Source organism: Mesorhizobium sp. CO1-1-7 (genome assembly GCF_020164885.1).
Lineage (GTDB): Bacteria > Pseudomonadota > Alphaproteobacteria > Rhizobiales > Rhizobiaceae > Mesorhizobium > Mesorhizobium australicum.
The window spans coordinates 290331-312593 of record NZ_JAIUHA010000003.1; the positions used below are offsets into that span (position 1 = coordinate 290331).

At 62.0% G+C, this 22263-nt stretch carries 25 protein-coding genes and 3 tRNA genes; 11 read left to right on the forward strand and 17 right to left on the reverse strand.

All coding sequences use genetic code 11. From position 1 onward, the window contains the following. Window positions 1–11: 11 nt before the first annotated feature. The 3 genes from LB516_RS07985 (at window position 12) to LB516_RS07995 (ending at window position 2921) form a co-directional block, all read left to right on the forward strand. The gene (locus LB516_RS07985; RefSeq protein WP_224719289.1) at window positions 12–1259 is read left to right on the forward strand and encodes a YcbK family protein; all 1248 of its coding nucleotides are present in this window, start codon (window positions 12–14) and stop codon (window positions 1257–1259) included. Window positions 1260–1504: 245 nt separating this feature from the next. Then, window positions 1505–1579: transfer RNA gene (locus tag LB516_RS07990), tRNA-Glu, on the forward strand. 202 nt (window positions 1580–1781) lie between these two features. Continuing rightward, window positions 1782–2921, forward strand: coding sequence for a hypothetical protein (locus LB516_RS07995; protein ID WP_224719290.1), 1140 nt, complete (start codon window positions 1782–1784; stop codon window positions 2919–2921). 100 nt (window positions 2922–3021) lie between these two features. Here the strand turns inward: LB516_RS07995 and LB516_RS08000 are convergent. The 6 genes from LB516_RS08000 to LB516_RS08025 all read right to left on the reverse strand — a co-directional run bounded on the left by LB516_RS08000 (window position 3022) and on the right by LB516_RS08025 (window position 6150). After that, window positions 3022–3097 (reverse strand) — tRNA-Cys (locus tag LB516_RS08000). Between the two features lie 150 nt (window positions 3098–3247). Next, complete coding sequence (locus LB516_RS08005) at window positions 3248–3652, reverse strand: TadE/TadG family type IV pilus assembly protein (protein ID WP_140661131.1); 405 nt, start codon at window positions 3650–3652, stop codon at window positions 3248–3250. Next, entirely contained in the window at window positions 3642–4067 is a 426-nt protein-coding gene (locus LB516_RS08010; protein WP_140723667.1) for a TadE/TadG family type IV pilus assembly protein, read from the reverse strand. The genes LB516_RS08005 and LB516_RS08010 overlap by 11 nt, the downstream gene beginning before the upstream one ends. Before the next feature lie 21 nt (window positions 4068–4088). Further along, entirely contained in the window at window positions 4089–5318 is a 1230-nt protein-coding gene (locus LB516_RS08015) for a pilus assembly protein TadG-related protein (RefSeq protein WP_224599066.1), read from the reverse strand. A gap of 113 nt (window positions 5319–5431) precedes the next feature. Further along, entirely contained in the window at window positions 5432–5695 is a 264-nt protein-coding gene (locus LB516_RS08020; protein WP_023769988.1) for a DUF6074 family protein, read from the reverse strand. A 158-nt stretch (window positions 5696–5853) separates the two neighbouring features. Further along, window positions 5854–6150 carry a DUF982 domain-containing protein gene (locus LB516_RS08025; protein WP_015317559.1) on the reverse strand — a complete coding sequence of 99 codons (297 nt, stop codon included), beginning with the start codon at window positions 6148–6150 and terminating at the stop codon, window positions 5854–5856. Between the two features lie 326 nt (window positions 6151–6476). Here LB516_RS08025 and map point away from each other — a divergent pair, with 326 nt between their 5' ends. After that, window positions 6477–7304 carry a type I methionyl aminopeptidase gene (map, locus tag LB516_RS08030; protein ID WP_140716652.1) on the forward strand — a complete coding sequence of 276 codons (828 nt, stop codon included), beginning with the start codon at window positions 6477–6479 and terminating at the stop codon, window positions 7302–7304. Between the two features lie 30 nt (window positions 7305–7334). Here map and LB516_RS08035 read toward each other — a convergent pair whose 3' ends face one another. Next, entirely contained in the window at window positions 7335–7718 is a 384-nt protein-coding gene (locus LB516_RS08035) for a hypothetical protein (RefSeq protein WP_224719291.1), read from the reverse strand. Window positions 7719–7906: 188 nt separating this feature from the next. Between LB516_RS08035 and radC the strand changes: the two genes are divergently transcribed. Beyond that, window positions 7907–8668 (forward strand): RadC family protein, encoded by a 762-nt coding sequence (gene radC / locus LB516_RS08040; protein ID WP_224719292.1) that lies wholly within the window; start codon window positions 7907–7909, stop codon window positions 8666–8668. A 155-nt stretch (window positions 8669–8823) separates the two neighbouring features. On the opposite strand, the gene LB516_RS08045 is transcribed toward radC, so the two are convergent. Both LB516_RS08045 and tig read right to left on the reverse strand, forming a co-directional pair. Next, on the reverse strand, window positions 8824–9348 hold the full coding sequence (locus LB516_RS08045) for a hypothetical protein (RefSeq protein ID WP_224528020.1): 525 nt from the start codon (window positions 9346–9348) through the stop codon (window positions 8824–8826). A 152-nt stretch (window positions 9349–9500) separates the two neighbouring features. After that, window positions 9501–10985, reverse strand: coding sequence for a trigger factor (tig, locus tag LB516_RS08050; protein WP_224719293.1), 1485 nt, complete (start codon window positions 10983–10985; stop codon window positions 9501–9503). Window positions 10986–11345: 360 nt separating this feature from the next. Here tig and LB516_RS08055 point away from each other — a divergent pair. Then, window positions 11346–11428: transfer RNA gene (locus LB516_RS08055), tRNA-Leu, on the forward strand. 112 nt (window positions 11429–11540) lie between these two features. Here LB516_RS08055 and LB516_RS08060 read toward each other — a convergent pair. Beyond that, entirely contained in the window at window positions 11541–12125 is a 585-nt protein-coding gene (locus LB516_RS08060) for a GDYXXLXY domain-containing protein (protein WP_140661128.1), read from the reverse strand. Beyond that, a complete protein-coding gene (locus LB516_RS08065; protein WP_224719294.1) occupies window positions 12122–13240 on the reverse strand; it encodes a DUF2157 domain-containing protein in 1119 nt (372 codons plus the stop codon). The genes LB516_RS08060 and LB516_RS08065 overlap by 4 nt, the downstream gene beginning before the upstream one ends. 234 nt (window positions 13241–13474) lie before the next feature. Between LB516_RS08065 and LB516_RS08070 the strand changes: the two genes are divergently transcribed. The 5 genes from LB516_RS08070 (at window position 13475) to LB516_RS08090 (ending at window position 16460) form a co-directional block, all read left to right on the forward strand. Beyond that, complete coding sequence (locus tag LB516_RS08070; protein WP_013531315.1) at window positions 13475–13615, forward strand: DUF1127 domain-containing protein; 141 nt, start codon at window positions 13475–13477, stop codon at window positions 13613–13615. 49 nt (window positions 13616–13664) lie between these two features. Further along, the gene (locus LB516_RS08075; protein ID WP_013531314.1) at window positions 13665–13805 is read left to right on the forward strand and encodes a DUF1127 domain-containing protein; all 141 of its coding nucleotides are present in this window, start codon (window positions 13665–13667) and stop codon (window positions 13803–13805) included. Window positions 13806–14375: 570 nt separating this feature from the next. Then, window positions 14376–15788 (forward strand): methylenetetrahydrofolate--tRNA-(uracil(54)-C(5))-methyltransferase (FADH(2)-oxidizing) TrmFO, encoded by a 1413-nt coding sequence (trmFO, locus tag LB516_RS08080; protein ID WP_224719295.1) that lies wholly within the window; start codon window positions 14376–14378, stop codon window positions 15786–15788. A 71-nt stretch (window positions 15789–15859) separates the two neighbouring features. Then, a complete protein-coding gene (locus LB516_RS08085) occupies window positions 15860–16162 on the forward strand; it encodes a type II toxin-antitoxin system ParD family antitoxin (protein WP_015317549.1) in 303 nt (100 codons plus the stop codon). After that, a complete protein-coding gene (locus tag LB516_RS08090) occupies window positions 16134–16460 on the forward strand; it encodes a type II toxin-antitoxin system RelE/ParE family toxin (protein ID WP_140661125.1) in 327 nt (108 codons plus the stop codon). The genes LB516_RS08085 and LB516_RS08090 overlap by 29 nt, the downstream gene beginning before the upstream one ends. Before the next feature lie 8 nt (window positions 16461–16468). Here LB516_RS08090 and LB516_RS08095 read toward each other — a convergent pair whose 3' ends face one another. The 6 genes from LB516_RS08095 to yajC all read right to left on the reverse strand — a co-directional run bounded on the left by LB516_RS08095 (window position 16469) and on the right by yajC (window position 22150). Next, a complete protein-coding gene (locus tag LB516_RS08095) occupies window positions 16469–17419 on the reverse strand; it encodes a sterol desaturase family protein (RefSeq protein WP_224586480.1) in 951 nt (316 codons plus the stop codon). Next, a complete protein-coding gene (locus LB516_RS08100; protein ID WP_224586478.1) occupies window positions 17419–17853 on the reverse strand; it encodes a hypothetical protein in 435 nt (144 codons plus the stop codon). The genes LB516_RS08095 and LB516_RS08100 overlap by 1 nt, the downstream gene beginning before the upstream one ends. An 84-nt stretch (window positions 17854–17937) precedes the next feature. Beyond that, the gene (locus tag LB516_RS08105; protein ID WP_224719296.1) at window positions 17938–18786 is read right to left on the reverse strand and encodes a phytoene/squalene synthase family protein; all 849 of its coding nucleotides are present in this window, start codon (window positions 18784–18786) and stop codon (window positions 17938–17940) included. A gap of 1 nt (window position 18787) precedes the next feature. Beyond that, the gene (locus LB516_RS08110; protein WP_140661122.1) at window positions 18788–19180 is read right to left on the reverse strand and encodes an Mth938-like domain-containing protein; all 393 of its coding nucleotides are present in this window, start codon (window positions 19178–19180) and stop codon (window positions 18788–18790) included. A 27-nt stretch (window positions 19181–19207) separates the two neighbouring features. Continuing rightward, a complete protein-coding gene (secDF, locus tag LB516_RS08115; RefSeq protein ID WP_140873635.1) occupies window positions 19208–21757 on the reverse strand; it encodes a protein translocase subunit SecDF in 2550 nt (849 codons plus the stop codon). Window positions 21758–21808: 51 nt separating this feature from the next. Further along, window positions 21809–22150 carry a preprotein translocase subunit YajC gene (yajC, locus tag LB516_RS08120; protein WP_010909882.1) on the reverse strand — a complete coding sequence of 114 codons (342 nt, stop codon included), beginning with the start codon at window positions 22148–22150 and terminating at the stop codon, window positions 21809–21811. Window positions 22151–22263: the final 113 nt, after the last annotated feature.

Sequence of the window (22263 nt, forward strand, 5' to 3'; positions counted from 1 at the left end):
CGAGGGGGAATTTGACTTTGAAATCAGCAGGATGGAGCCTCGCTAAGGGAGAACGCCGCGCCATTGTGGCAGCGCTCTGCTCCATGCTTCTGGCCTCCTGCACATCGGCTGGCGATCCGACAATGTCGGTTGGAATGCCCGGCTATAATGCTTCCGCATCGGACCTCCACGCCGCCTCCGCAGGCAAGCCTCTCGCCGCTGATTCGTCGTCGCAAGTGGCGACAGAGCAGACGACCGTGATGAGCGAAAGCGACACGGCACTCCCCGAAAAGGTTGCTTACGTACCGATTGCCAAGCCTGGGGCCACTTTCCCGCTCACCATACCGGCCGGCGCGGAAACGATCGCGGGACAGACGCCGCAGTCCTTGCAGCAGCCGGTACAGACGGCGCGGCAGACCGACGCGGTCGCCCAGAAGATCGCCGCCGCCGATGCCGCCGCCACCGCGCCGACGCCAGCCGCGGCACCGGTGATGAACAATCCGGTATACGTGACCGCCGGCGAGGCACCGCAAGCCGACGCGCCGAAGAAAACAGGCTTCCTGGCCTCGATGTTCGGCGCCACCCCGGCTTCGGCGACGCCTGCTCCGCTGGTCAACACCCGATCGGGCGAACAGCCTGCCGTGCAGCCCAAGCCTGCTCCGCCTGCGGCAAAACCGATCATCACTTTGGCCTCTGCTGATTCCACGCAGAAGCCACTGCAACTGGCTTCACTCGGCGGCGATGCCGGTCACATCACCGGCAGTGACGCCTTGCCCGGCGTGCGCCAGACGGCCCTGTTCGAGATCAAGCGCAAATCCGGCCTCGACGATGAAAGCGACGTCGACCTCAACGAGGACGAAGGCTCGGGCGGCTCCTATCAGGTCGCCTCCGCCGCCGGCATGGCTCGGCTCGCGCCCAACGGTCTCTTGAAGCAGAATGAGAGCGTCGACGTGGCTTGCCTGAAGCCGTCCCTTGTGCGCGTGCTGAAGACGATCGAAGGCCATTACGGCCGCAAGATGATGGTGACCTCGGGCTATCGCGATCCGGCCCGCAACCGTCGCGCCAACGGCGCCAAGAATTCGCTGCACATGTATTGCGCCGCCGCCGACATCCAGGTGCCCGGCGTCTCCAAGTGGGAGCTTGCGAATTACATCAGGACCATGCCCGGCCGCGGCGGCGTCGGCACCTACTGCCACACCGAATCGGTTCATGTCGACGTCGGCCCCGAGCGCGACTGGAACTGGCGCTGCCGCCGGCGCAGCGGCGGTGACGACGGCTAGCGGCGATTTGTCGGCCGGAGCCTGTCAGCGGCGAAGGCCGCGACTTCGTCACCCACGGGCAGAGCAGGAGCGAAGCTCCGTCGCGAACACCCGAGGATGCCGGGGCGCCCGACGTCACCGCAAATTGCAAGCTCTTCCGCCCCCGCGAAAACGCTGATTTGGCAGGTCGGAAAAAAGTTGTCCAAGGCGGCACCTAACGGGTTGCCGGTTGCGCACAACGCCAGTATAAGCCGCTTCGTCTGAGCGCGCCCATCGTCTAGCGGTTAGGACACCGCCCTTTCACGGCGGTAACAGGGGTTCGATTCCCCTTGGGCGTACCAGACTTTTCAGACCTCGGTCTCTCCTTCCCGATTCTACACAGCGAGTGCCCGGCAGATTTGGCAGGGCGGCACCGCATCGACAATTTGAGGATCACGGCGTCCGTTGCGGCCGATGCTCAAGCCTGTTGCGGTGACCGCTCGGATTCTCGTTCTTGTCGAGCAAACGAGCCGGTGGTTAAATGGACCGCAAGGGAGCGCTCATATGGCAGTTCACCTTTCGGCGGATACACGCGCTCCTGCGGCAACGCCCCCAAAATATCTCTTTGGTCCGCTCGCGGACTTTCTGATGCTTGGCGGCAGCGCATTCCTGATTTTGCCGGTGCTGTATTTCGTGCCGCTTAGGTACGAAGGGCTCGTTGCGGCGACAATGCTTTTCCTGGCTTATCTGATCAACTATCCGCACTTCGCCCACTCCTACCAGCTCTTCTACCGCAATTTTGGGCGGAAGCTGCGCGGCGACGGGTATGACAGGAACCTGCAGATCCGCTACATTTTCGCCGGCATCGTCGTTCCCCTGCTCATGGGCGCATTTTTTGGTTATGGCTCGATAACGGCTAACGCCCGGCTCTTGGGGAACGCAACCAACGCGATGTTCTTTTTCGTGGGTTGGCACTACGTCAAGCAAGGCTACGGCATGTTGATGGTGGATGCCGTCCTGAAGCGCCGGTTCTTCACCGATCCGGACAAGAAAATCCTGCTGGTCAACAGCTATGCCGTTTGGCTGTTCGCGTGGCTTCAGACGAACACGGCGGTCAGCCAGGGAAAATACCTGGGGCTGGAATATTACACGTTTGCCACCCCTGCATGGCTCAATGCGATTGCACTCTCGGCCGCGGCCGCTTCCACGGCTGCCACGGTTGTGATGCTGATCAATCGCTGGACCAGGAATGGCGGCAGCCTGCCATATAACGGCATCATCGCCTACAGCGCGTCGCTATATCTTTGGATTCTGATCGTAAGGACAAATCCGCTCTGGCTGCTCGTAGTGCCGGCGCTCCATTCCTTGCAGTACCTGGCGGTGGTCTGGCGCTATCAGAGCAATGTCGAGCGTGATGCGCGCGATGCCGAAAAAATTCCGCAATCCAGAATCCTGTCGATTCTTGGTCCGGCCTACAGAGTGCGGCTCCTGGAGTTCATCAGTGCTGGCCTCCTCCTTGGCGGTCTGGGTTTCTGGCTGATTCCGACCGCGCTGACCGCCATTGTCCCTTATGACCGGGAGGTCCTTGGATCGTCGCTGTTCTTCTTCATCGTGTTGATTTTCATCAACGTACACCACTACTTCCTCGATAACGTGATGTGGCGCCGCGGCAACCCCGAGGTGTCGAGATATCTGTTCCGTTAGAGCTTTTTGCACCCAAGCGGAACCGCTCGGCGTAGTGCGTAGTGGACCAGGGGCGGGCTCCAATCCCGTCCCGGACCGACGATCCAGCCGCATCGGGATTTGGAGGCCTCGCCTCGGAATCGAACCGAGGCTTCCGAGATTTGCAGTCTCTAGCGTAGCCGCTCCGCCACGAGGCCATACGTGCTTTCGTAAAGGGCAGGAGTTTAAAGATTCTTGATATCTTGGGTAAAAATTTCGGCAATCCCGCCCTGGCAAAAGAGCCTGTTACTGGGCGGAATGGAACCGTTCCAAACGTCCTTCGCCGACATGGCAGGGACAGCCCACGTCTAGCTGCCGACCAGCGGCACGGTAACGGTCGTCGCATAATTGATCGGAAAGGCACTGAAGTACGGGAAGTCTATGACGAAAGCATAGGCAGCGGTCAGGTGCGCCATGCGAAAGCCGCCGCTCACGGGATCGATGGCTATCGTGACGTTGACATCCTTCAGACCCAGCGCAAGCAGTTTCTGCGTCGCGATCGCCTGGATGTCGGCCTGAGTCAGCGTGTTGTTAAGCTGCAGGGACCGTGCGGACGCCTCCAGCGTGTACCGAACGCTTGAGGCCGAATTCATCGACCAGCCGAAGGCGAAGATTCCGAATAGCAGCATGATGAGGAAAGGTGCGATCAGCGCGAATTCGAGCGCGGCTCCGCCCGATCGATCGGCCCTGAAGCCCCTCGCATTACCGAACACGGATCACCTCCAGGTGGCCGATGGTGCTGGAGGCGGAAAAGACGCCGAAGGTGACGGGCGGCTGCCAGGTGGCAGATGCCTGGATTTGAACAAAGACCGAGGGCGCCTTCGGCCCGCTGCACAAAGTGGACGCGTCGACCACGGTAGTCCCGCACATATAAATCCGGCTTAGGGCGACCTGGCCGTCCGCCGGCCGCTTTTCCCAGCTCGCAATGGCAACGGCCTGGGTCGCCGTATCATTGGTCGACCCGGCCATGATCAGGTTCGCGGCGGTCTTTACGCCGGCGCGCATCGACAGCGAGCTGGTCACATAGGACCAGCCGTCCAGGATGCCAAGCAACGCCACGCACAGGAAAGGGAGCACCATTGCGAACTCGACCGCGGCGACGCCGGTGTCATCGCTCAGGATCGGCACTGATGGTCGTCCCATGGAAGGCTACTCGACCAGCGCTACGGATTGCGTGGCGGGAATGTCGCGCATTCCGAGACTTGTGCAGTCCTGATTGATGGTCGAGTTGCCGGACCATTGGATCATGTCGGCGACAACCTGGGTGCATCCGTTCTGGCCGGAGAAATTGCCGAGATAATTGACCTGCTGCTTGGGAAAATAGAGTGCGCCTGTCAGCAGCGAGGTTGCCGTGCCGTTGAAGGTGCTCTGTCCGCCGATGGCCGTTCTGTCGCCATACATCAGCACGCCCGAGTAAGTGCCGGACGTCGCCGCGCTCAGATTGACCGTGGCGTTGCCATTCATCGACACACGCGATCCGCCGGCGAGGTAAATAAGGACGCCATCGCCGGCGACGTTGGCGTTCGCGTTCACCTTGAAATCGCCACCCTGGATAACATAAACGCCAGGCTGCAGCGTCACGCTGCCGCTCAAGCTCAGTCCGTTGCAATATGTACCCGGGCCCAGCGCTGATTTGTTGGCGTTCTGACAGGGGTTCGAGGCCGCCGGGGCCGGAAGGCCGGCAAATGGATCCGCGGCAGGCAGCGCCTGGGTGATCGGGGCCGCGCAAACGGTGGTGACGGGGTTGCTGAGAGAGACGCCGCCCGCCGTGATCAGGCAATCGGCCTGGAGACCCGCCGATCCCTGAAGCTTGATGGCATCCGAGGCAATCGAATTGGCCATCACCGAGCAGCCCGTGACCTTCACGCTGGTGTTGCCTGAGAACAGGGCAGCCTGCGAGGCGGTCGGATCGAGCGCCAGCATGCAGGCCTTCGAAGCATTGGTGATGAGGGCCACGGCCCTCGCTTGTTCTGGAACCTGGGTCTGAGTGAAGATCGAGGTGAACATCCGATTGAGCTTTTGGCCGACGATCACCTCAACCGCTTTCTTGGCCGTGTTCGGTCCGGATGCGGGCGGCGTATTGACGACGATCGTGCCCTCGCCAAGCCCATTCGTCGCGGCCGACTGGGTCGCTGCGGCGACAATCGTCGGCGTGTCGGAACCCGAGATCTGCTCCAGCGCGCCGGCATAGGCCGCGGCATCCGCCGTGGCCTGCAGTCTCAAGCTGTTATAGTACCAATAGGAGGTTTCCACGCCAAAACCCGCCGCACCGACAACGATCGGCAGCGTGAGGGCAAAGATGGTGGCGACGTTCGCGGCTCTGCTGCGACCTATGCCAGCCGCCGTCAGCCGTATCCGGGTGAAGCAGTTGAATACCATGATCAATTAGAAAGCACGCATATATGAACGAATGGCTAAAACTTAGGCTCATTTTCGATCAGGGGTGCCATTGTTTGATCGGAGATGCCATCGTCTGATCGGCGTCCGCCGCTTCAGGCAGAAAGAACTGGCACGGACTCACCGTTCGACTCAGCCAACAATTCTCTTTGCACGGCCAGGAAGAACCTGCGCACTTCGTCGCTGGCTGCCGTTCTGTCCCTGCCCGTCCCGACAACGAGATCGAGCAACTCCGTCGCTTTTGCCTTCCAGAACGAGGTGGCGGTCTCGCCATGCAGATTGCCGAGCTTGGCGGCAACTTCCCTGACCAAGAATAGCTGACGATCGATCGGGAACGCACGGACTTTTTCTGGGTACATCTTCCGAACCATGAAACTGACGCAACGAATCAACCATTGCCGAACAAGCAATGGCTAACAGCGAAGGTGGAAACGGAAGCTTAACGGTGACCGGCCGATGCGTCGCGCACGCGAATTGTCATGTACTTTCGAACCCGAACTGGTTCACCCGGCGGCCCTCAGGCCGGCAGTGCTCTCGCCTCGCCGCCGCGCTTGCGCGGCACCATCATGTCGCCGGCCATCAGTCCGGTGACACGGCAGAACGCCATGAACGCCCGGCAGGCGTCTTCGGTCTCGACCACATCCACCGTGGCACCGAAACAGGCATTGAAGGCTTTCTGATACACCGGCCCCTGCCGGCGTGCCGGCCAATCCTGCAGAAAATCGAGCGCCTGCTCGACGCTGTAGATTTCCTCGACGGGCAAGCCGGGGCCTGGTGCGATGCGCACCGGCACCTCGAATTGCAATCTGTCCATTCGACATCTCCCGAACCGGCATCGCCCAAGCAACGCCGTTCGTCGTCAAAAGTTGCTTCGTTCGTTTTGTGCCACGGAAATGTGTCGTCACTGCGGAAACCCGCCGCTTTGCTGCAGCGGGCAAAGGCAAAGCCTGCCGGCACTAGGCGGCCCGGCAGTGAAAGCAACGCCGCGAAAAACGGGAAAGCATTGCCTCGGCAAGCGAATATCCGGGCGGCTGGGACCGCATCAGGCAGTTCTTCCTTGAACCTTTCGCTCCCAAGTGCCAAATCTGGTGCCACTTACGCGCCTCACTCCTGCCGCGCGCCACCTTCTATATGGATAAAATGGTCACCTATCTCGACGCCGCCACGGCACCGCTCAGAAACACCGGCCAGATCCGCCTCTATGGCGAGGAAGGCTTTGCCGGCATGCGCAAGGCATGCGATCTCACCGCGCGCTGCCTGGACGAGCTGGTGCCAATGGTCGGTCCCGGCGTCACCACGGACACGATCGACCGTTTCGTCTTCGAGTTCGGCATGGACAACGGCGCGCTGCCGGCCACACTCAACTATCGCGGTTACACGAAATCGTCCTGCACCTCGATCAATCATGTCGTCTGTCACGGCATTCCCGACAACAAGCCGCTGAAGGATGGCGATATCGTCAACATCGACGTGACCTACATCCTCGATGGCTGGCACGGCGATTCCTCGCGCATGTATCCGGTCGGCACGATCAAGCGCGCCGCCGAACGCCTGCTCGAGGTCACCCATGAGTGTCTGATGCGCGGCATCGCCGCGGTCAGGCCGGGCGCGCGCACCGGCGCCATCGGCGCCGCCATCCAGACCTACGCCGAAGCGGAGCGCTGCTCCGTGGTGCGCGATTTCTGCGGCCACGGTGTCGGCCAGCTGTTCCATGATGCCCCCAACATCCTGCATTATGGCAGCGCCAATGAAGGCGTGGAAATGCGCGCCGGCATGATCTTCACCATCGAACCGATGATCAATCTTGGCCGGCCGCATGTGAAAGTCCTGTCGGACGGCTGGACGGCGGTGACGCGCGATCGCTCGCTGTCGGCGCAGTATGAGCACACGATCGGCGTGACCGACACCGGCTGCGAGATTTTCACGCTGTCGCCCAAAAAGCTCGACCGCCCCGGCCTGCCGATTTAGGACGCCGTGGCGAGGGTCTTGAATAGCGGCCTATTTCCAGTGTTTGCGCGGCCGCCAGTCTTCGTCCTCGTCCATATCTCGTAGCCAGCGCATTATTTCCCGGCAACTGCGCGGACGGCCATCGCTGACCCTGCCATCGGTGCAGGGATCGTAGCGTTCGCGCGGGTAATTGTCGTGCCGTTCCCGATAACGCTCCCGGCGGTCCAGCATGCGCAGGAGCTCCCGGCAGTTATGCGGCTGGCCGTCGCTGTAACGGCCGTCCGTGCAAGGATCATCGTATTGGATGAAATGGATCGGGAGGTTCTGATCAGAGCGGCTACCGGCGGGCACGGCATCGATCACCAGGGCAGCCATTGCAGGGCTGAAGCTCAGAAACAGCCCGGCGGACAGCAGGATACGAACGAGGCTGGGCATCTTGGTTCTCCGATGCGGGGCCATCAATGGCGATGCCGTGAGCTTGAGCGACCCCCATTGCCGCAACATTGCGTCGAGGTCGGTGGCTTACTTATTCCTTGCCGCCGAAAAGACCTCGACCGCCCCTGCCCGCCGTCCTAGTGTTTCGCGGGGATCAGCGATCATTGCGCGGGCTGGATGGGCGGCACATGGCGACACAGGGCGATGACGACGAGCGGAGTTTCTTCTCCGAGGTGCCAGTGCGGCAAGACACGAAGGCCAGACAGGCTCCCGCCGAAAAGCCTCACTATCTCGGCCACCGTGATCGTCTGCGCGAGCGCTTTGCCTCGGCCGGCCCGGATGCCTTGCCCGACTATGAACTGCTGGAACTCCTGCTTTTCCGCCTGATCCCGCGCGCCGACACCAAGCCGGTCGCGAAGGCGCTGCTGGCCCGCTTCGGCACGTTGGCCGAAGTGCTCGGCGCGCCCGTCGGCCTGTTGCAGGAGGTCACGGGCATCGGCCCGACCTTGGCGCTCGAGCTGAAGGTCATCGCGGCGACCGCCCAGCGCATGGCGCGCGGCGAGGTTCAGGGCCGCGAAATCCTCTCGTCATGGCAGCAGCTCCTCGACTATTGCCGCTCGGCCATGGCGTTCGAGGCGCGCGAGCAGTTCCGCATCCTTTTCCTCGACAAGAAGAACGCGCTGATATCAGACGAGGTGCAGCAGACAGGCACGGTCGACCACACGCCCGTCTATCCCAGGGAAGTGGTCAAGCGCGCGCTCGAACTGTCGGCCACCGCGATCATCCTGGTCCACAATCACCCCTCCGGCGACCCGACGCCGTCGCGTGCCGATATCGAGATGACGAAAGAGATCATCGAAGCCGCCAAGCGGCTGGGCATTTCCGTGCATGACCACATCATCATCGGGCGAAAGGGCTATTCCAGCATGAAGGGCCTGCTGCTGATCTAGGTCTTGTATTCGCGAGACGGCAACGCCACGGCGCTGGCGATTATCCTGGCCGGAATTTGAAATCATTCAATTGTGGAAAGAACGATGCTGATGCCGCGCACTCGCGGATCAATCTTCCAGTGGCGACAGCCCAAAAGATCGCCACTCTTCTAAAATCAAGGCCGATCGGTCTTGCAGCTGCCGGCAATCTGGCTGACCGCCTCGTCGAAGCCGGCGAGGTCGAAATCGGCTTGGCCACGCCCCGACAACAATCCGAAGCGCCATGACAGCAGCAGGCGGTTTGCCGGAACGAGGCGCTTGATGCCATCGGCGCCGTCGCGCATCAGCTGCCTGCCGCGCGTGCCGACGGACCAGCTCTCGTCGAATTTGCCGGCGCCGTCGATGGTCACCGACATGGTGATTTTCCGGCTGGCGGAGACTGCGTCGTTCAATTGCAGCCATTCGGTCCAGGCCGGCTCGCCGTCAGCCCGGCAAGCGATGGTCAGCACCGGGCTGTAGCTCAGCGCGCCGCCTCCGGTGATCAGTTTGTTGGTGGCATAGACCGACGCCGTGACGAGGCCGTCATTGGCCGTGTCAAAACGCCAATTCTCCGTACCGGCCCCGGCAGCGCCGCAGGCCAAGGCAAGGAAAAGCACCGTGGCGGCAGCGCGCCTCGTTCCCACGAACACCCCCAACGACATCACCAATTACCTCTGGCCTTCCAACCAACCAGATAATGATCAAGGCTTCGTATCGCCACCGGTGCCCATCAGGAACGAATCCGATGTTGCAGTTTGGCAACGAAAAAAGGCCGCCCGGAGGCGGCCTTTCGGAATTCGCTGCAATGAGCGGCCTATTCGGCGTCCTTGGCGGCCTTCTTTTTCGGCGCGGCCTTTTTCTTCGGCTCTTCCGTCTCGTCAGCGGCATCGCTTGCCTTGGCTTCGGCCTTCTTCGACGCGGCTTTCTTGGCCGGCTTCGCCTTGGCCTTGGTCTCGTCTTCCTCGTCGTCGGCCATCAGCTCTTCCTTGCTGACCTTGACGTCGGTGACCGAGATCTGTTCGAGCAGGTGGTCGACAACCTTCTCCTCGAACATCGGCGCCCTGAGCGCGTTGAGCGCCTCGGGATTGCTGCGATAGAACTCGAAGGCTTCCTGCTGCTGGTTGGCCGGGAAGCGGCGAACCTGCTCGAACAGGCCGCGTTGCAGTTCCTCGTCCGAAACCGTGACGCCGGCCTTCTCGCCGATCTCGGCCAGCACCAGGCCAAGGCGCACGCGGCGCTCGGCAAGGCGCATGTATTCGGCGCGCGCATCTTCCTCGGTCGTCTCTTCGTCGGCGAAGGTGCGGCCGGCGGCTTCCAGGTCGCGGTTGACCTGCGCCCAGATGTTGTTGAACTCGGCTTCGACGAGCTTCGACGGCGCTTCGAACGAATAGGCCGCATCGAGCTGGTCGAGCAGCTGGCGCTTGACCTTCTGGCGCGTCATCGAACCGAACTGGTTCTCGATCTGGCCGCGCACGATGTCACGCAGGCGCTCGAGCGATTCCAGGCCAAGGTTCTTGGCGGTCTCGTCGTTGATTTCGAGCTCGCCGGGCTTCGACACTTCCTTGACGGTGACCTCGAAGGTCGCTTCCTTGCCGGCCAGATGCGCCGCCTGGTAGTTTTCCGGGAAGGTCACGGTGATCTGCTTCTCGTCACCGGCCTTGGCGCCGATCAGTTGATCCTCGAAGCCCGGAATGAACTCCTTGGAGCCCAGCACCAGCGGCTGGTCGTTGCCGGCGCCGCCAGCGAAAGCCTCGCCGTCGATCTTGCCGACATAGTCGATCGTGACGCGGTCGCCTTCGACGGCCTTGCCGGTCTTCGGCTCGTAGCTGCGCGCCGATTCGGCGACGCGCTTGACCTGGTCGTCGATTTCCGAATCCGGAACGTCGAACACCTGGCGCGTCACCTTGATGTCGGAGAAATCCTTGATCTCGATCGCCGGAATGACCTCATAGTTGAGGCGGAACTCGAAGTCGGCGCCTCCGGCCAGGATCTTCTCGGCTTCCTTCTCGTCCTCGGTCATGATGACCTCAGGCTGCATGGCGGCCTTTTCGCCGCGCCCGGTGATGATCGAGCGGGTCGAGTCGTTGAGGATCTCGTTGACCACTTCGGCCATGAACGACTTGCCATAGACCTTGCGCAGGTGCTGCACCGGCACCTTGCCCGGACGGAAGCCGTTGATGCGGACCTTGTTGCGGGCGTCCGACAGCCGCGCCATCAGCTTGGCTTCCATATCACCGGCCGGCACGGTGATCTTGATCTCGCGCTTGAGACCGGAATTGAGAGTTTCGGTGACCTGCATCGTAAAACCTTTGTTTTCACCAATGAGGCTGCCAAACGGCTCCCTGCCGTTCACAGCCTGCCGGTAATTCTTGCCGGGAATGGCTTTTGGTACGGAACCTGGCGATTTGACCGGAAATACGGCTCAAACTCTCCCAAACTGCGTTCCAAAATGTGAATAAGTTCTTGTTTTTCCTACTTCTTATCACATCTTGTAGAAGCGGATCGTCGCGTTCCGTCACATTTGACACGCCTTTTGTCACAGGCGAGCCTAATTTTCAACAGTCTTCGCGTTTAGGCGAATAACCAACATTCCGGCCCTGAGCCGACATCTTGTCTCCGACATTGACAGAATGATGGCTACATGGGATTGCCGGGCCACGCGGGTATGGCGGAACTGGTAGACGCACCAGATTTAGGTTCTGGCGAGAGATCGTGGGGGTTCGAGTCCCTCTACCCGCACCACTTTTTCGCGCTTTGAGCGTCGGGTGGCAGGCCACCCGACGCTCGCTAGACGAAGGAGCGTCCTGCGAGACCTGGCGAAGAGGACCGGCGTCGTTATCGCGCGTCCCACGACCTAATAGAGCGGCTCCTCGAAAAGCGTCTTGTCGCCATCCATCAGCGCCTTGATCTGCGCCGTGCCGTCGGCGGCGAGCGCCAGCTTGATCCCGAACGGGCGCACCCGCATGTCGCTCTGGATCGCCATCCCCTCGCCTTCGGGCAGATAGAAGCGCTCGATGCCGTAATCCGGCGCGATCGTCATGCCTTCGCCGCGAAGATCCCAACCTGCGGCGACATGGCCCGAAATGTCGGCTTCGTCCGCGGCGGCCGGCGTCGGCGCCGTGCCGAACCAGGCGGCGGTCGGCGTCCAGTAGCCGTCGGCGCCCTTCTTCAGCCGGACCACGATCGAGGTGTCGTCGCTGGACTGTTTGTCGGACGCAATGTTGGCGATCATTTTAACCGGTATGCGCGAGATGTCATAGCCGAGGACGATATAGTCGCCGCGCAGCAAGTCGCGCGGATCGACTGGTTGGATCTTCAGCAGCACTTCCTTGCCATTACGCAGGATCGCCGCCCGGCTGGCGATGATCCAACTGAGAAAACCGAGTTGGACGAGCGCCAGCACCAGCGCCGAGATGACAAGCCTCTTCCCGGTCATCATGCCGTGGCTCCCCCAATGGCCGGACCCTTCATGCGTTTTTCCACGCGGATGATGACGATCGCAAGCACGCCCAGCAGCAGCGCGGCGGCAAGGAAGAAGCCGGCGGTGTCGAGCATCGACTGAAGCGTCACGACATAAATGATGGCGAGTTCGAAGGCGAAGCCGAGATAGGCCAGCCAGCGCAGGCCACGGCTCTCACGGCCTGCGAACACGACTGCCGCGACGATCCCCGCCAATGCGACGACCGAAGCGATGGCGAAACCGCTGTTGTAGGTGCTCTCGCCAGCCAGTTCGAACTGGATGATGGCCAGGCCGGTGAGGAAGCCAAGCAGCGCGTGCAGGGGCAAACGACCGCCGAGTTGCACGATCCTGTCGACCGGTTCCGGCGCAAGGGCGGCAGCAGCAAAAAGCGCGACAGAGACGATGACCAGAGGGATCGCTACCGGCAGCGTCGCGTGATCCATGGCCAGGAGCACCAGATAGAAAAGCAGCGACAGGATGATCAGATGCCGCGCCGGCTGGCTGCGGGTCCAGAACGATACGGCAAACAGCACCACCGCCATGACGATGAAGGCGTGCGGAAACTCGCTACGGCTGTAATAGTCGAACCCTTTCAGGAACAGCCAGGCGTCGGCGATGCCGATCGCTGCCACGGTCAGCGCGTTGGAGCGCAGCGCCACCGCCGCCAACGCCGTTCCGGCGCCCCAGGTGACCAGGGCGGAAGCCTCGTCGCCGGACAAATGGTACATCTGCCCGATCAGCGCGATCGAACCGCCGAACGCGGCCGCCGCCACGATCCACAGGGCTTCGCCGATCGCCGCATGGTCGCGCGTCTTCAGCACCGCCCCGCCGACATAGCCGCCAAGGATAACGGCGAACAGCGCGGCCACCCGCGCCAGCCGCGGGATCGCTTCCCAATTGGCGGCGACGAAGATCAGGATGGCCGCTCCAAAGAGCAGGGCCGCCATCATCGCGAGGATCGAGCCGAAGCTGAGCGACTGGCGGGCGTTGGCGTCGACGTCACGGGTCAGGGAATCGGCCGTGGCGGCGTCGATCAGGCCTGCCTGCCGCCACCGCGCGATATCGGATCTTAATCGTGATGAATAGCCCGCCATTCCCCTTCTCCCCCAGTTGGTCTTTTTTCAGCCGATCAGCCCAAACCGTTGACGTCACGGCACTTTCTGATTCTGGCTTCTTTGTGTCGGGTCGGTGAAGCCGCGTTAATGTTGCATTGCACAATTTGCATTGCTGCCATGCAGCCATAGCGCTTTTAAATCGATATGGGTCCCCCTACTTATGGTTCGTACACAAACGGAATGATCCGCAAGAAAGACGAAACGAGAACTACCATGAACCTGATCCGCAACTACCGCAACTGGCGCCGCTACCGGGACACCGTCTCCGAGCTGAGCCGCCTGAGCAACCGTGAATTGACCGACCTCGGCATCAGCCGCAGCGACATCCCTTACGTCGCTCGCAAGGCGGTCTAATCCTTCGGGCCGCGAATGGTCCGAACCAGTTTTGAAAAAGAGAACGACAATGAACTTGATCCGCAACTATCGTAACTGGCGCGTTTATCGCGAGACGGTTACCGAGCTGGGTCGCCTTTCGAACCGCCAGCTGCATGATCTCGGTATCGTCCGCGACGAAATCAAGATCATCGCCCGCCAGGCGATCTAACCAAGGAATTTCGCTGGGGTCGACCTCCTCGCCGACCCAAGCGAATTCGGTCCGCCCTTACCTCCTCCCAAGGGTTGACCATCAAAACGGCGCCCGCCGCACCTCCTCCCGCGGCGGGCGTTGTTTCTCCGGGGCAAAAGGATTTTGCCCCAGAGGTTTCGCCCTCTGTAAAAATGCGAAGAGAATTTCGTCTGAGCCGACCTCCTCCCCGGCGATGACGAATAGGCCCAACCTTCACCTCCTCCCGAAGGTTGGCCACCCAAACGGCGCCCGCCGCACCTCCTCCCGCGGCGGGCGCTGTTTCCCCGGGACAAACGAATTTTGCCCCAGAGGTTTCGCCCTCTCTAAAAATGCGAAGAGAATTTCGTCTGAGCCGACCTCCTCCCCGGCGATGACGAATACGGTCGGCCTTCACCTCCTCCCGAGGGTCGACCCCCAAAACGACACCCGCCGGACCTCCTCCCCCGGCGGGTGTTGTTGTATTCAGGGGCAGGTGTTCCCGACCAGGCGTTTCGCGTTACCGCCACGCGACAATTGCAATCGCCGCGGCAAGCGATTATTCCGGCGGCCATGAGCAAAAATCCAATCCATATCATCGGCGGCGGCCTCGCCGGTTCCGAAGCGGCATGGCAGGCGGCCGAGGCCGGTGTTTCCGTCATCCTGCATGAAATGCGCCCGGTTCGCGGCACCGATGCCCACAAGACCGATGGCCTGGCCGAACTCGTCTGTTCCAATTCCTTCCGCTCCGACGACGCCGAAAACAACGCCGTCGGCCTGCTGCATGCCGAAATGCGGCTGGCCGGCTCGCTGATCATGAGCGCCGGCGACGCCAACCAGGTGCCGGCAGGCGGCGCGCTGGCCGTCGACCGCGATGGTTTTTCCGACGCAGTGACGAAAAAGCTCGAGGCACATCCGCTGATCACCATCGAGCGCGAGGAAGTTCCCGGCCTGCCGCCGGCGGAGTGGGACCAGACGATCATCGCCACCGGGCCGCTGACCGCGCCGTCGCTTGCCCAGTCGATCGCCGAAGCGACCGGCGCCGATGCGCTCGCTTTCTTCGATGCCATCGCGCCGATCATCCATTTCGACACGATCGACATGGATACCTGCTGGTTCCAGTCGCGCTACGACAAGGTCGGGCCTGGCGGCACCGGCAAGGATTATATCAACTGTCCCATGGACAAGGATCAGTACCTCGCCTTCGTGCAGGCGCTGGTCGACGGCCAGAAGACCGAGTTCAAGCAATGGGAAGGCACGCCCTATTTCGACGGGTGCCTGCCGATCGAGATCATGGCCGAACGCGGCGTCGAGACGCTGCGCTACGGACCGATGAAGCCGATGGGCCTCACCAATGCGCACAATCCGACGGTGAAGGCCTATGCGGTCGTCCAGTTGCGGCAGGACAATGCGCTGGGCACGCTCTACAACATGGTCGGCTTTCAGACCAAGCTGAAGCACGCCGAACAGGTGCGCGTGTTCCGCACCATTCCGGGCCTCGAAAACGCCGACTTCGCCCGCCTTGGCGGCCTGCACCGCAACACCTACATCAACTCGCCGACCTTGCTGGACGCCTCGCTGCAGCTGAAGTCGCGACCCGGCCTGCGCTTCGCCGGCCAGATCACCGGCTGCGAAGGCTATGTCGAGAGCGCCGCCATCGGCCTGCTCGCCGGGCGCTTCGCCGCGGCCGAGCGGCTCGGCCATGCACCATCGCTACCGCCGCTTACCACCGCCTTCGGCGCGCTGCTCAACCACATCACCGGTGGCCACATCGTTTCCGACGACGAGCCGGGCAAACGCTCTTTCCAGCCGATGAACGTCAATTTCGGCCTGTTCCCGCCGGTCGAGGCGCCGAAGAGCGAGGGCAAGCGCATGCGCGGCAAGGACAAGACCGTCGCCAAGCGCCACGCCATCACCTCGCGTGCCCTGCAAGACTGCCGTGAATGGCTGGGTGTGCCGGCGCAGACGGCTGAGGCTGCCGAATAAGCTCGCGGCCTGATTGGACGCTCGGCGTAAAGTAGGATACTATCCTACTTTAGGCCGAGCGGAGCCGTTCCATGGAAGCAGCCGAGAAACTATCCGTCACCGTCACACCCGCGATGGCACGCATGATCCGCGAAAGAGTCGAGGACGGTTCGTTCGGCTCGGCCAGCGAGGTTATCCGCGCAGCTCTTCGCGCTTTCCAACGCGAAGAAGAGGAACACGCCGAGCGCATGGCCTCGATCAGGGCGCGTGTGAAGGCGTCGATCGAGGATACGAGACCCGCCGTTCCGCTCAATGAGGCAATCGACAGAGTAAAGAACCGCATTTCGCAACTGGCGCGAGACAATGATGATTCAGCGTCTCGCCGTCGTTCTTAGCGAAGGAGCTATATCCGACCTTGAGGCTATCGCCGCCTATGTGCTTGAGAGCAGCGGAAGCGAAAGCATCACCAACGGTTTCGTTGACCGGATCAAGGAACGCTGCCTGGGCGTTGGAAACGTCCCTCGTGGCGGTCGCCCGCGTGATGACATCGCGCCGGGACTGAGGACGGTTCCTTTCGAACACTCCGCTGTTATAGCCTACGTGGTCGAAAGCGATGTCGTTCACATCGTCAACATCTTCTACGGCGGCCGCGACTACGAAGCGCTGATGCGCGATAGCGACAAGCCCTCTTGATCGGACAGCTACTCGGCCGGCTCGGCGGTCGCTAACGGCAAGCCTGGCTTGCCCGCCTCCGCAGGATTTCGCCTGACATAAGCAGCCTTCAGCGTCTCCGAAGTTTCGCGTGAGCCGTCATGGCTCCAGCCTGGTGGCTTGATCAGGTAGTTCAGTCGCTCGCTCACTGTCAGCCCCGGCGCGAAGGCATCCCTGAACATGCCGATCCATTCGTGGAACGCCACTTTCAGCGGATTGAAAGTGCCGAGATTTTTCACGATGCCGTAGCGCGGCCGGTCCTCTTCCAACTCCTCGACGAAGGTGCCGAACATGCGGTCCCATATGATCAGCGTGCCCGCATAGTTGGCGTCGAGATAGCGCGGGTTGGTGGCGTGATGGACGCGGTGGTGCGAGGGCGTGTTGAAGATGAACTCGAACCAGTTCCACATCTTGCCGATCGTCTCGGTGTGGATCCAGAACTGCCAGACCAGGTTGAAACCGAAGGTGAAGGCAATCACCGCCGGATGGAAGCCGAGCAGCACCAGCGGCGCCTGCAGCACGAACATGAAGGTGAACAGGCCGGTCCAGCTTTGCCTGAGCGCCGTCGACAAATTGTAGTGCTGGCTGGAATGATGGTTGACGTGCTCCGCCCACACCCAGCGCACCCGGTGCGCGATGCGGTGGTAGACGTAGTAGCGCAGATCATCGAGCAGGAAGGCCGCCAGGAACACCCAAACCGACAGGCCGAGATTGGAGACTCGGAACTGCCACAGCCACAACAGCGCCCAGTAGGACACGACGCCGAGCAGCAGCCCGGCGACGACGTTGCCGGTGCCCATCATCAGGCTGGTCAGCGTGTCGCGGGTCTCGAACGAGCCCTTGGCGCGACCGGTCCGCACCAGCCAGAGCTCGATCAGGATCGCGACGACGAAAAACGGAATGGCCAGTTGGGTGACCTGCGGAAAGTCGTAGCTGTCCATCACGCTGCCTCCTTCCCGGAACTCGTGTCTCGCGGCCCAAGAGCGTTCAGCAAGGCCTGCACGTCGGCGGCGTTGGCGAAGCGGAAGCGGCCGCCCTTCCAGGTGAAGTCCGTCAACCGCAGCTGGATCGTGTCCGTCTCGTCGGCATGGGACACAACGACGTCCCGAGGCGTCACGACGCGGGTCAGAAAGCAGTCGCCGATACCGTGGACGATGCCCGTGCGGCCATGGCCAAGATCGAGAAAAGCGGACCGGCTGTCCGCGGTTAGTCGAACCGCGGTCGCGATCTCGTCGGGAAAGTCCTGTGCGAAACGGCCCATGGCTTGATCCGCGCCGGTCAGAGTGACCATATTGCTGCCGCCGGTGAAATGCACGGCGGCTACCGACAGCGCGATGCCCAGAACGACGATCACGACCAGCACGGGCAAGCTCATGGACGGGGATCTCCTTCGGGCCAGCCTGTCGTCTTAGGCGACAGTTCCCGGCAGGCGGACTTCTTAACACGATTGACGTTTACGTCAATGTGTCGGCCAGCCCTTGCCCGCATGGCGCAACAGCAGCCAGTGCCGACGCAATGCCGACAGCCGCGCCACGCCCCCGAGCGGAGCCCGGCGCGAGCCTTCCATCTTGTCGAGATAAGCGCGCGACAGCGCCAGCGGCAGGAATGCCGGACGCAACGACCCCGGCAGCGCGGCAGCACCCCGTTCGAAGGCGGAAAGATGTTCGCGCGCCAGCGAGATCATCGCGGCCACGGCGCGCTGGGCACCAGGACCGCCATTGCCGGCAATAAATTCTTCCGGCGACGAGCCCGCCGCCGCCAGGATGTCAGCCGGGACAAAACACTGCCCGCGCCCGCGGTGCAGCGGCAACAGAAGCAAAAGGCCCGTCATTGCCTGCGCGCAGCCCGCCCTGCCGGCCAGTTCGGCGAACCTTGGCGCCTCGACAGGATCGAGCACCATTGCCGCAAGCTGGATCAGCGCGGCTGCCGTCTCGCCGCAATAGCCTTCCAGATCGGTGCGCGACGGCATCGGATCGTCGTAGAGATCGAAGATGCGTGCTTCGAGCATGTTCTCAAAGGCCAGTTTCGGCAGCTTGAACGCCGCAATGGTGGCGTTCAAGGCTTCGGCAACAGGATGGCCCGCGGCCGCCTCGCCGCCGGCGGCGATGACATCGCGCCACCATTGCAGCCGGACCTCCCCGGGCAAAGGCTCATGGATGCGGTCACGAATGCCTGATATCTCGGCATTGAATGCGTACAGCGAAAACAGCGGCTTGCGCTTGTCGGCCGGCGCGTAGAGCGCGGTGAGATACCGATCATGGTCGGCGACGCGCACCGCATCCATGACGATTTCAGTATTCTGCGACATATCAATCGACGGCGATGAGCGCGGCCGCCACGGCGCGGTTTTCAGCCAGAAGGACATTGTAGGTCCGCACTGCTGCCCCAGTCGACATCGGGTCGGACGCTATGCCGGCATCCTTCAGCGCGGCCCGCAGCGCCGCCGGCAACGGCCTGAGATCCCGACCCATGCCAACCAGCAGGATCTCGACCTTGTCGGCCTCGGCGAGCAGCCTGTCGAAATCCGCCACGGTCAACGCTAGGGGATTTGCCGGCTCCCAACCATGGATGCCTGTGGGCAGGCACATGAGAGAGCCGCGATGCGACATGTCGGCAAAGCGGAAGCCGCCATTGCCATAGGCCTCGATTGGCGCGCGGCCGGGGAAATGCGCCTCGCGGATAATGATGCCTTTGCCGGCCATCACTCTATCACCCCTCGGGGCCGCGCGTCAGGTCGCGACGGCCTTGCCGCCGCTGACCGGCTTTTCCTCGTCGGCCGAAGCCTGCGGCCGCAGCTTGAACAGGATCAGCAACGGCGCCGCGATGAAGATCGACGAATACGTGCCGAACACGACGCCGAACAGCATCGCCAGCGTAAACGAGCGGATCACTTCGCCGCCGAACAGCACCAGCGCCAGCAGCGCCAAGCTGGTCGTCACGGACGTCAGCGTCGTTCTCGACAACGTCTCGTTGATGGCGTTGTTCAACAGCTGCGGCAACGGCATTCGCTTGTATTTTCGCAGATCCTCGCGGACGCGGTCATAGACCACGATCGTGTCGTTCAGTGAATACCCGATAATGGTCAGGATCGCCGCCAGTGACGACTGGTTGAACTCGAGCCCGGTGATGACGAAGAAACCGAGCGTCATGACCACATCGTGCACTGTCGCGACAATGGCGCCGACCGCGAACTGCCATTCGAAGCGGAACCAGACATAGATCAGGATGCCGGCCAGCGCGACGATCATGGCGATCGTGCCTTGCTTGGCCAACTCGCCGGAAACCGTCGGGCCCACCACTTCGACGCGACGGAAATTATACTGATCCTGCAGCTCGCCGCGCACCTTGTCGATCACGGTCTGCTCGGCATTTTCACCGGCATCCTGCGTGCCGACGCGGATCAACACGTCGTTGGGCGCACCGAACTGCTGCACCTGAACTTCGCCGATGTTCAGTTCCGTCAATCGGCTGCGGATGTCACCAATATTGGCATCGCCGCTCTTCGACTGCACCTCGATCAGGGAACCGCCCTTGAAGTCGATGCCGTAATTGATGCCGACGCTCATGAACAACACGACGGACAGTATCGACAATGTGCTCGACAGCGCGAACGTCCACCGGCGAATACCCATGAACGGAATTTTCGTGCCGGGCGGAACGAAGGTCACCGGTGCGCGCGGCAGTTCCTTCGGACGTGCGCGGCGCAGCCAGATCGACACCAGCAGGCGGGTGAAGGTGAAAGCGGTGAAGACCGTGGTCAGGATGCCGATGGCATAGGTGATGGCAAAGCCCTTCACGGGTCCGGTACCGAGATAGAACAGCACCACTGTCGCAATCAGCGAGGTGACATTGGAATCGACGATGGTCGCCAGCGCCTTCGAGAAGCCGGTGTCGATCGCCTGGATCACCGAGCGACCGGCGCGTCGCTCCTCGCGGATACGCTCGTAGATCAGCACGTTGGAATCGACCGCCATGCCGATGGTCAGCACGATACCGGCAATACCGGGCAAGGTCAGCGTCGCGCCGAGCAGCGACAGCAGCCCGACGATCATCGCCACGTGGACCGCCAGCGCGATATTGGCGAGGAAGCCGAGGAAACCGTAGGCGACGAACATGAATGCCACGACGAGGATCGAACCGATGATGCCCGCGACCTTGCCCGCATGGATCGAATCCTGGCCCAGGCCCGGACCCACGGTACGCTCCTCGATGACCGTCAATGTCGCGGGCAGCGCGCCGGCGCGCAGCAGCACGGCGAGGTCATTGGCGCTTTGGGCTGTGAAATTGCCGGAAATCTGGCCGGTGCCGCCAAGGATCGGTTCACGGATCTGCGGCGCCGAAATCACCTGGTTGTCGAGGATGATGGCGAACAGCTTGCCGACGTTCTGCGCGGTGGCCTGGCCGAAGCGGGCGGCACCCTTGGAATCGAAGCGGAACGAAACCACCGGCTCGTTGTTCTGCGAATTGTACGTCGCCTGTGCGTCGACGAGGTTTTCACCCGACACGATAACGCGGTTCTCGATCAGGTACGGAACTGGCGGATCGTCCTGGGAATAGAGCACCGACGAACCGGCTGGCGGGCGCCCCTTGAGCGCGTCCTGCACCGGCATAGACTGGTCGACCATCTGGAAGGTCAGCTTCGCGGTCTGGCCGAGAATTTCCTTCAGCCGCTGCGGATCCTGCAGGCCAGGCACCTGGACGAGGATACGGTCCTCGCCTTGCCGCTGCACGATAGGCTCGGTCGTGCCGAGTTCGTTGACGCGGCGCTCGACCACCTCGATCGATTGTGCCAACGCGGTCGACGTGCGGTATTTGATGCCGGCGTCGGTGACGGTGAACTTAAGCAGGCCCGGCTCGGAATCATCGAGCGCCATTTCCTGGATGGAACCGCCGGTGAACAAGCCGGCGGCGACAGGATCGGTCAAACTCTTCAATGCCTTCTTGGCGGCATCGAGCTGGGCGGGATCGGTGATGCGGACCTGCAGGGTCTTGCCGGTGCCGGCAAGACCGGTATAGCCGATCTTGGCATCGCGCAGCAGTGTGCGGATTTCGTCGCGGGTCGTCTCCAACCGATCCTTGATCAGATCGTTCTGGTTCATCTCCAGCAGGATGTGCGAACCGCCCTGCAGGTCGAGGCCGAGCGTCATCTGCCGCTTCGGCACCCAACCGGGCAGCTGAGCCAGCGTGCTGGCGGGGAACAGGTTGGGCGCGGCGAGGATCACTGTGGCGGCCACGGCCAGCCAGATCAGGATCATCTTGAAGCGCGAGAAATAAAGCATAGGGCGTCGTCCGTCAGAGCGTGTCCGCGGATCGCTCCGCCTTGAATCTGGTTATTTCTTGGCGTTCTGGTTGGCGACCGGTTCGCCCTTGACTCGCACATCGGCGATCGTCGAGCGCAGCGCCGTCACCTTGGTGCCGCCGCCAAGATCGATCTCCAGCTCGTTGTCGTCGATCACCTTCGTCACCTTGCCGACAAAGCCGCCGCCGGTGACGACAGTGTCGCCGCGACGAACCGCCGCCAGCATCTCGCCGCGCTTCTTCAGCTGCGTGCGTTGCGGGCGGATGATCAGAAAATACATGATCACGAAAATCAGGACAAACGGCAAAATGCTGATGAACATATCGGGAGAGGCGCCGCCGATGCCTTGGGCGTATGCCGGTGTCACGAACATCGAGGTACTCCTGAATTTTGAAAAACAGCCACCAAACGATCAAGCGGGATTTGGCGGCCCCTAGAAATTTGGCCGGAATATAGTCGGTAAAGTTGTCAATGCAACTGCGCGGC

Excerpts from the sequence above, each read along its gene's own strand:
- tig (WP_224719293.1), bottom strand. The coding sequence starts at position 10,985 with ATGCAGGTCACCGAAACTCTCAATTCCGGTCTCAAGCGCGAGATCAAG.
- LB516_RS08100 (WP_224586478.1), bottom strand. The coding sequence starts at position 17,853 with ATGAGCTTGCCCGTGCTGGTCGTGATCGTCGTTCTGGGCATCGCGCTG.
- LB516_RS08075 (WP_013531314.1), top strand. The coding sequence starts at position 13,665 with ATGAACTTGATCCGCAACTATCGTAACTGGCGCGTTTATCGCGAGACG.
- LB516_RS08095 (WP_224586480.1), bottom strand. The coding sequence starts at position 17,419 with ATGGACAGCTACGACTTTCCGCAGGTCACCCAACTGGCCATTCCGTTT.
- LB516_RS08090 (WP_140661125.1), top strand. The coding sequence starts at position 16,134 with ATGATTCAGCGTCTCGCCGTCGTTCTTAGCGAAGGAGCTATATCCGAC.
- LB516_RS08025 (WP_015317559.1), bottom strand. The coding sequence starts at position 6,150 with ATGGACAGATTGCAATTCGAGGTGCCGGTGCGCATCGCACCAGGCCCC.
- radC (WP_224719292.1), top strand. The coding sequence starts at position 7,907 with ATGGCGACACAGGGCGATGACGACGAGCGGAGTTTCTTCTCCGAGGTG.
- LB516_RS07995 (WP_224719290.1), top strand. The coding sequence starts at position 1,782 with ATGGCAGTTCACCTTTCGGCGGATACACGCGCTCCTGCGGCAACGCCC.
- LB516_RS08060 (WP_140661128.1), bottom strand. The coding sequence starts at position 12,125 with ATGATGACCGGGAAGAGGCTTGTCATCTCGGCGCTGGTGCTGGCGCTC.
- trmFO (WP_224719295.1), top strand. The coding sequence starts at position 14,376 with ATGAGCAAAAATCCAATCCATATCATCGGCGGCGGCCTCGCCGGTTCC.
- map (WP_140716652.1), top strand. The coding sequence starts at position 6,477 with ATGGTCACCTATCTCGACGCCGCCACGGCACCGCTCAGAAACACCGGC.
- LB516_RS08035 (WP_224719291.1), bottom strand. The coding sequence starts at position 7,718 with ATGCCCAGCCTCGTTCGTATCCTGCTGTCCGCCGGGCTGTTTCTGAGC.
- LB516_RS08070 (WP_013531315.1), top strand. The coding sequence starts at position 13,475 with ATGAACCTGATCCGCAACTACCGCAACTGGCGCCGCTACCGGGACACC.
- LB516_RS08105 (WP_224719296.1), bottom strand. The coding sequence starts at position 18,786 with ATGTCGCAGAATACTGAAATCGTCATGGATGCGGTGCGCGTCGCCGAC.
- yajC (WP_010909882.1), bottom strand. The coding sequence starts at position 22,150 with ATGTTCGTGACACCGGCATACGCCCAAGGCATCGGCGGCGCCTCTCCC.
- LB516_RS08045 (WP_224528020.1), bottom strand. The coding sequence starts at position 9,348 with ATGTCGTTGGGGGTGTTCGTGGGAACGAGGCGCGCTGCCGCCACGGTG.
- LB516_RS08085 (WP_015317549.1), top strand. The coding sequence starts at position 15,860 with ATGGAAGCAGCCGAGAAACTATCCGTCACCGTCACACCCGCGATGGCA.
- secDF (WP_140873635.1), bottom strand. The coding sequence starts at position 21,757 with ATGCTTTATTTCTCGCGCTTCAAGATGATCCTGATCTGGCTGGCCGTG.
- LB516_RS08020 (WP_023769988.1), bottom strand. The coding sequence starts at position 5,695 with ATGTACCCAGAAAAAGTCCGTGCGTTCCCGATCGATCGTCAGCTATTC.
- LB516_RS08015 (WP_224599066.1), bottom strand. The coding sequence starts at position 5,318 with ATGGTATTCAACTGCTTCACCCGGATACGGCTGACGGCGGCTGGCATA.
- LB516_RS08065 (WP_224719294.1), bottom strand. The coding sequence starts at position 13,240 with ATGGCGGGCTATTCATCACGATTAAGATCCGATATCGCGCGGTGGCGG.
- LB516_RS08110 (WP_140661122.1), bottom strand. The coding sequence starts at position 19,180 with ATGGCCGGCAAAGGCATCATTATCCGCGAGGCGCATTTCCCCGGCCGC.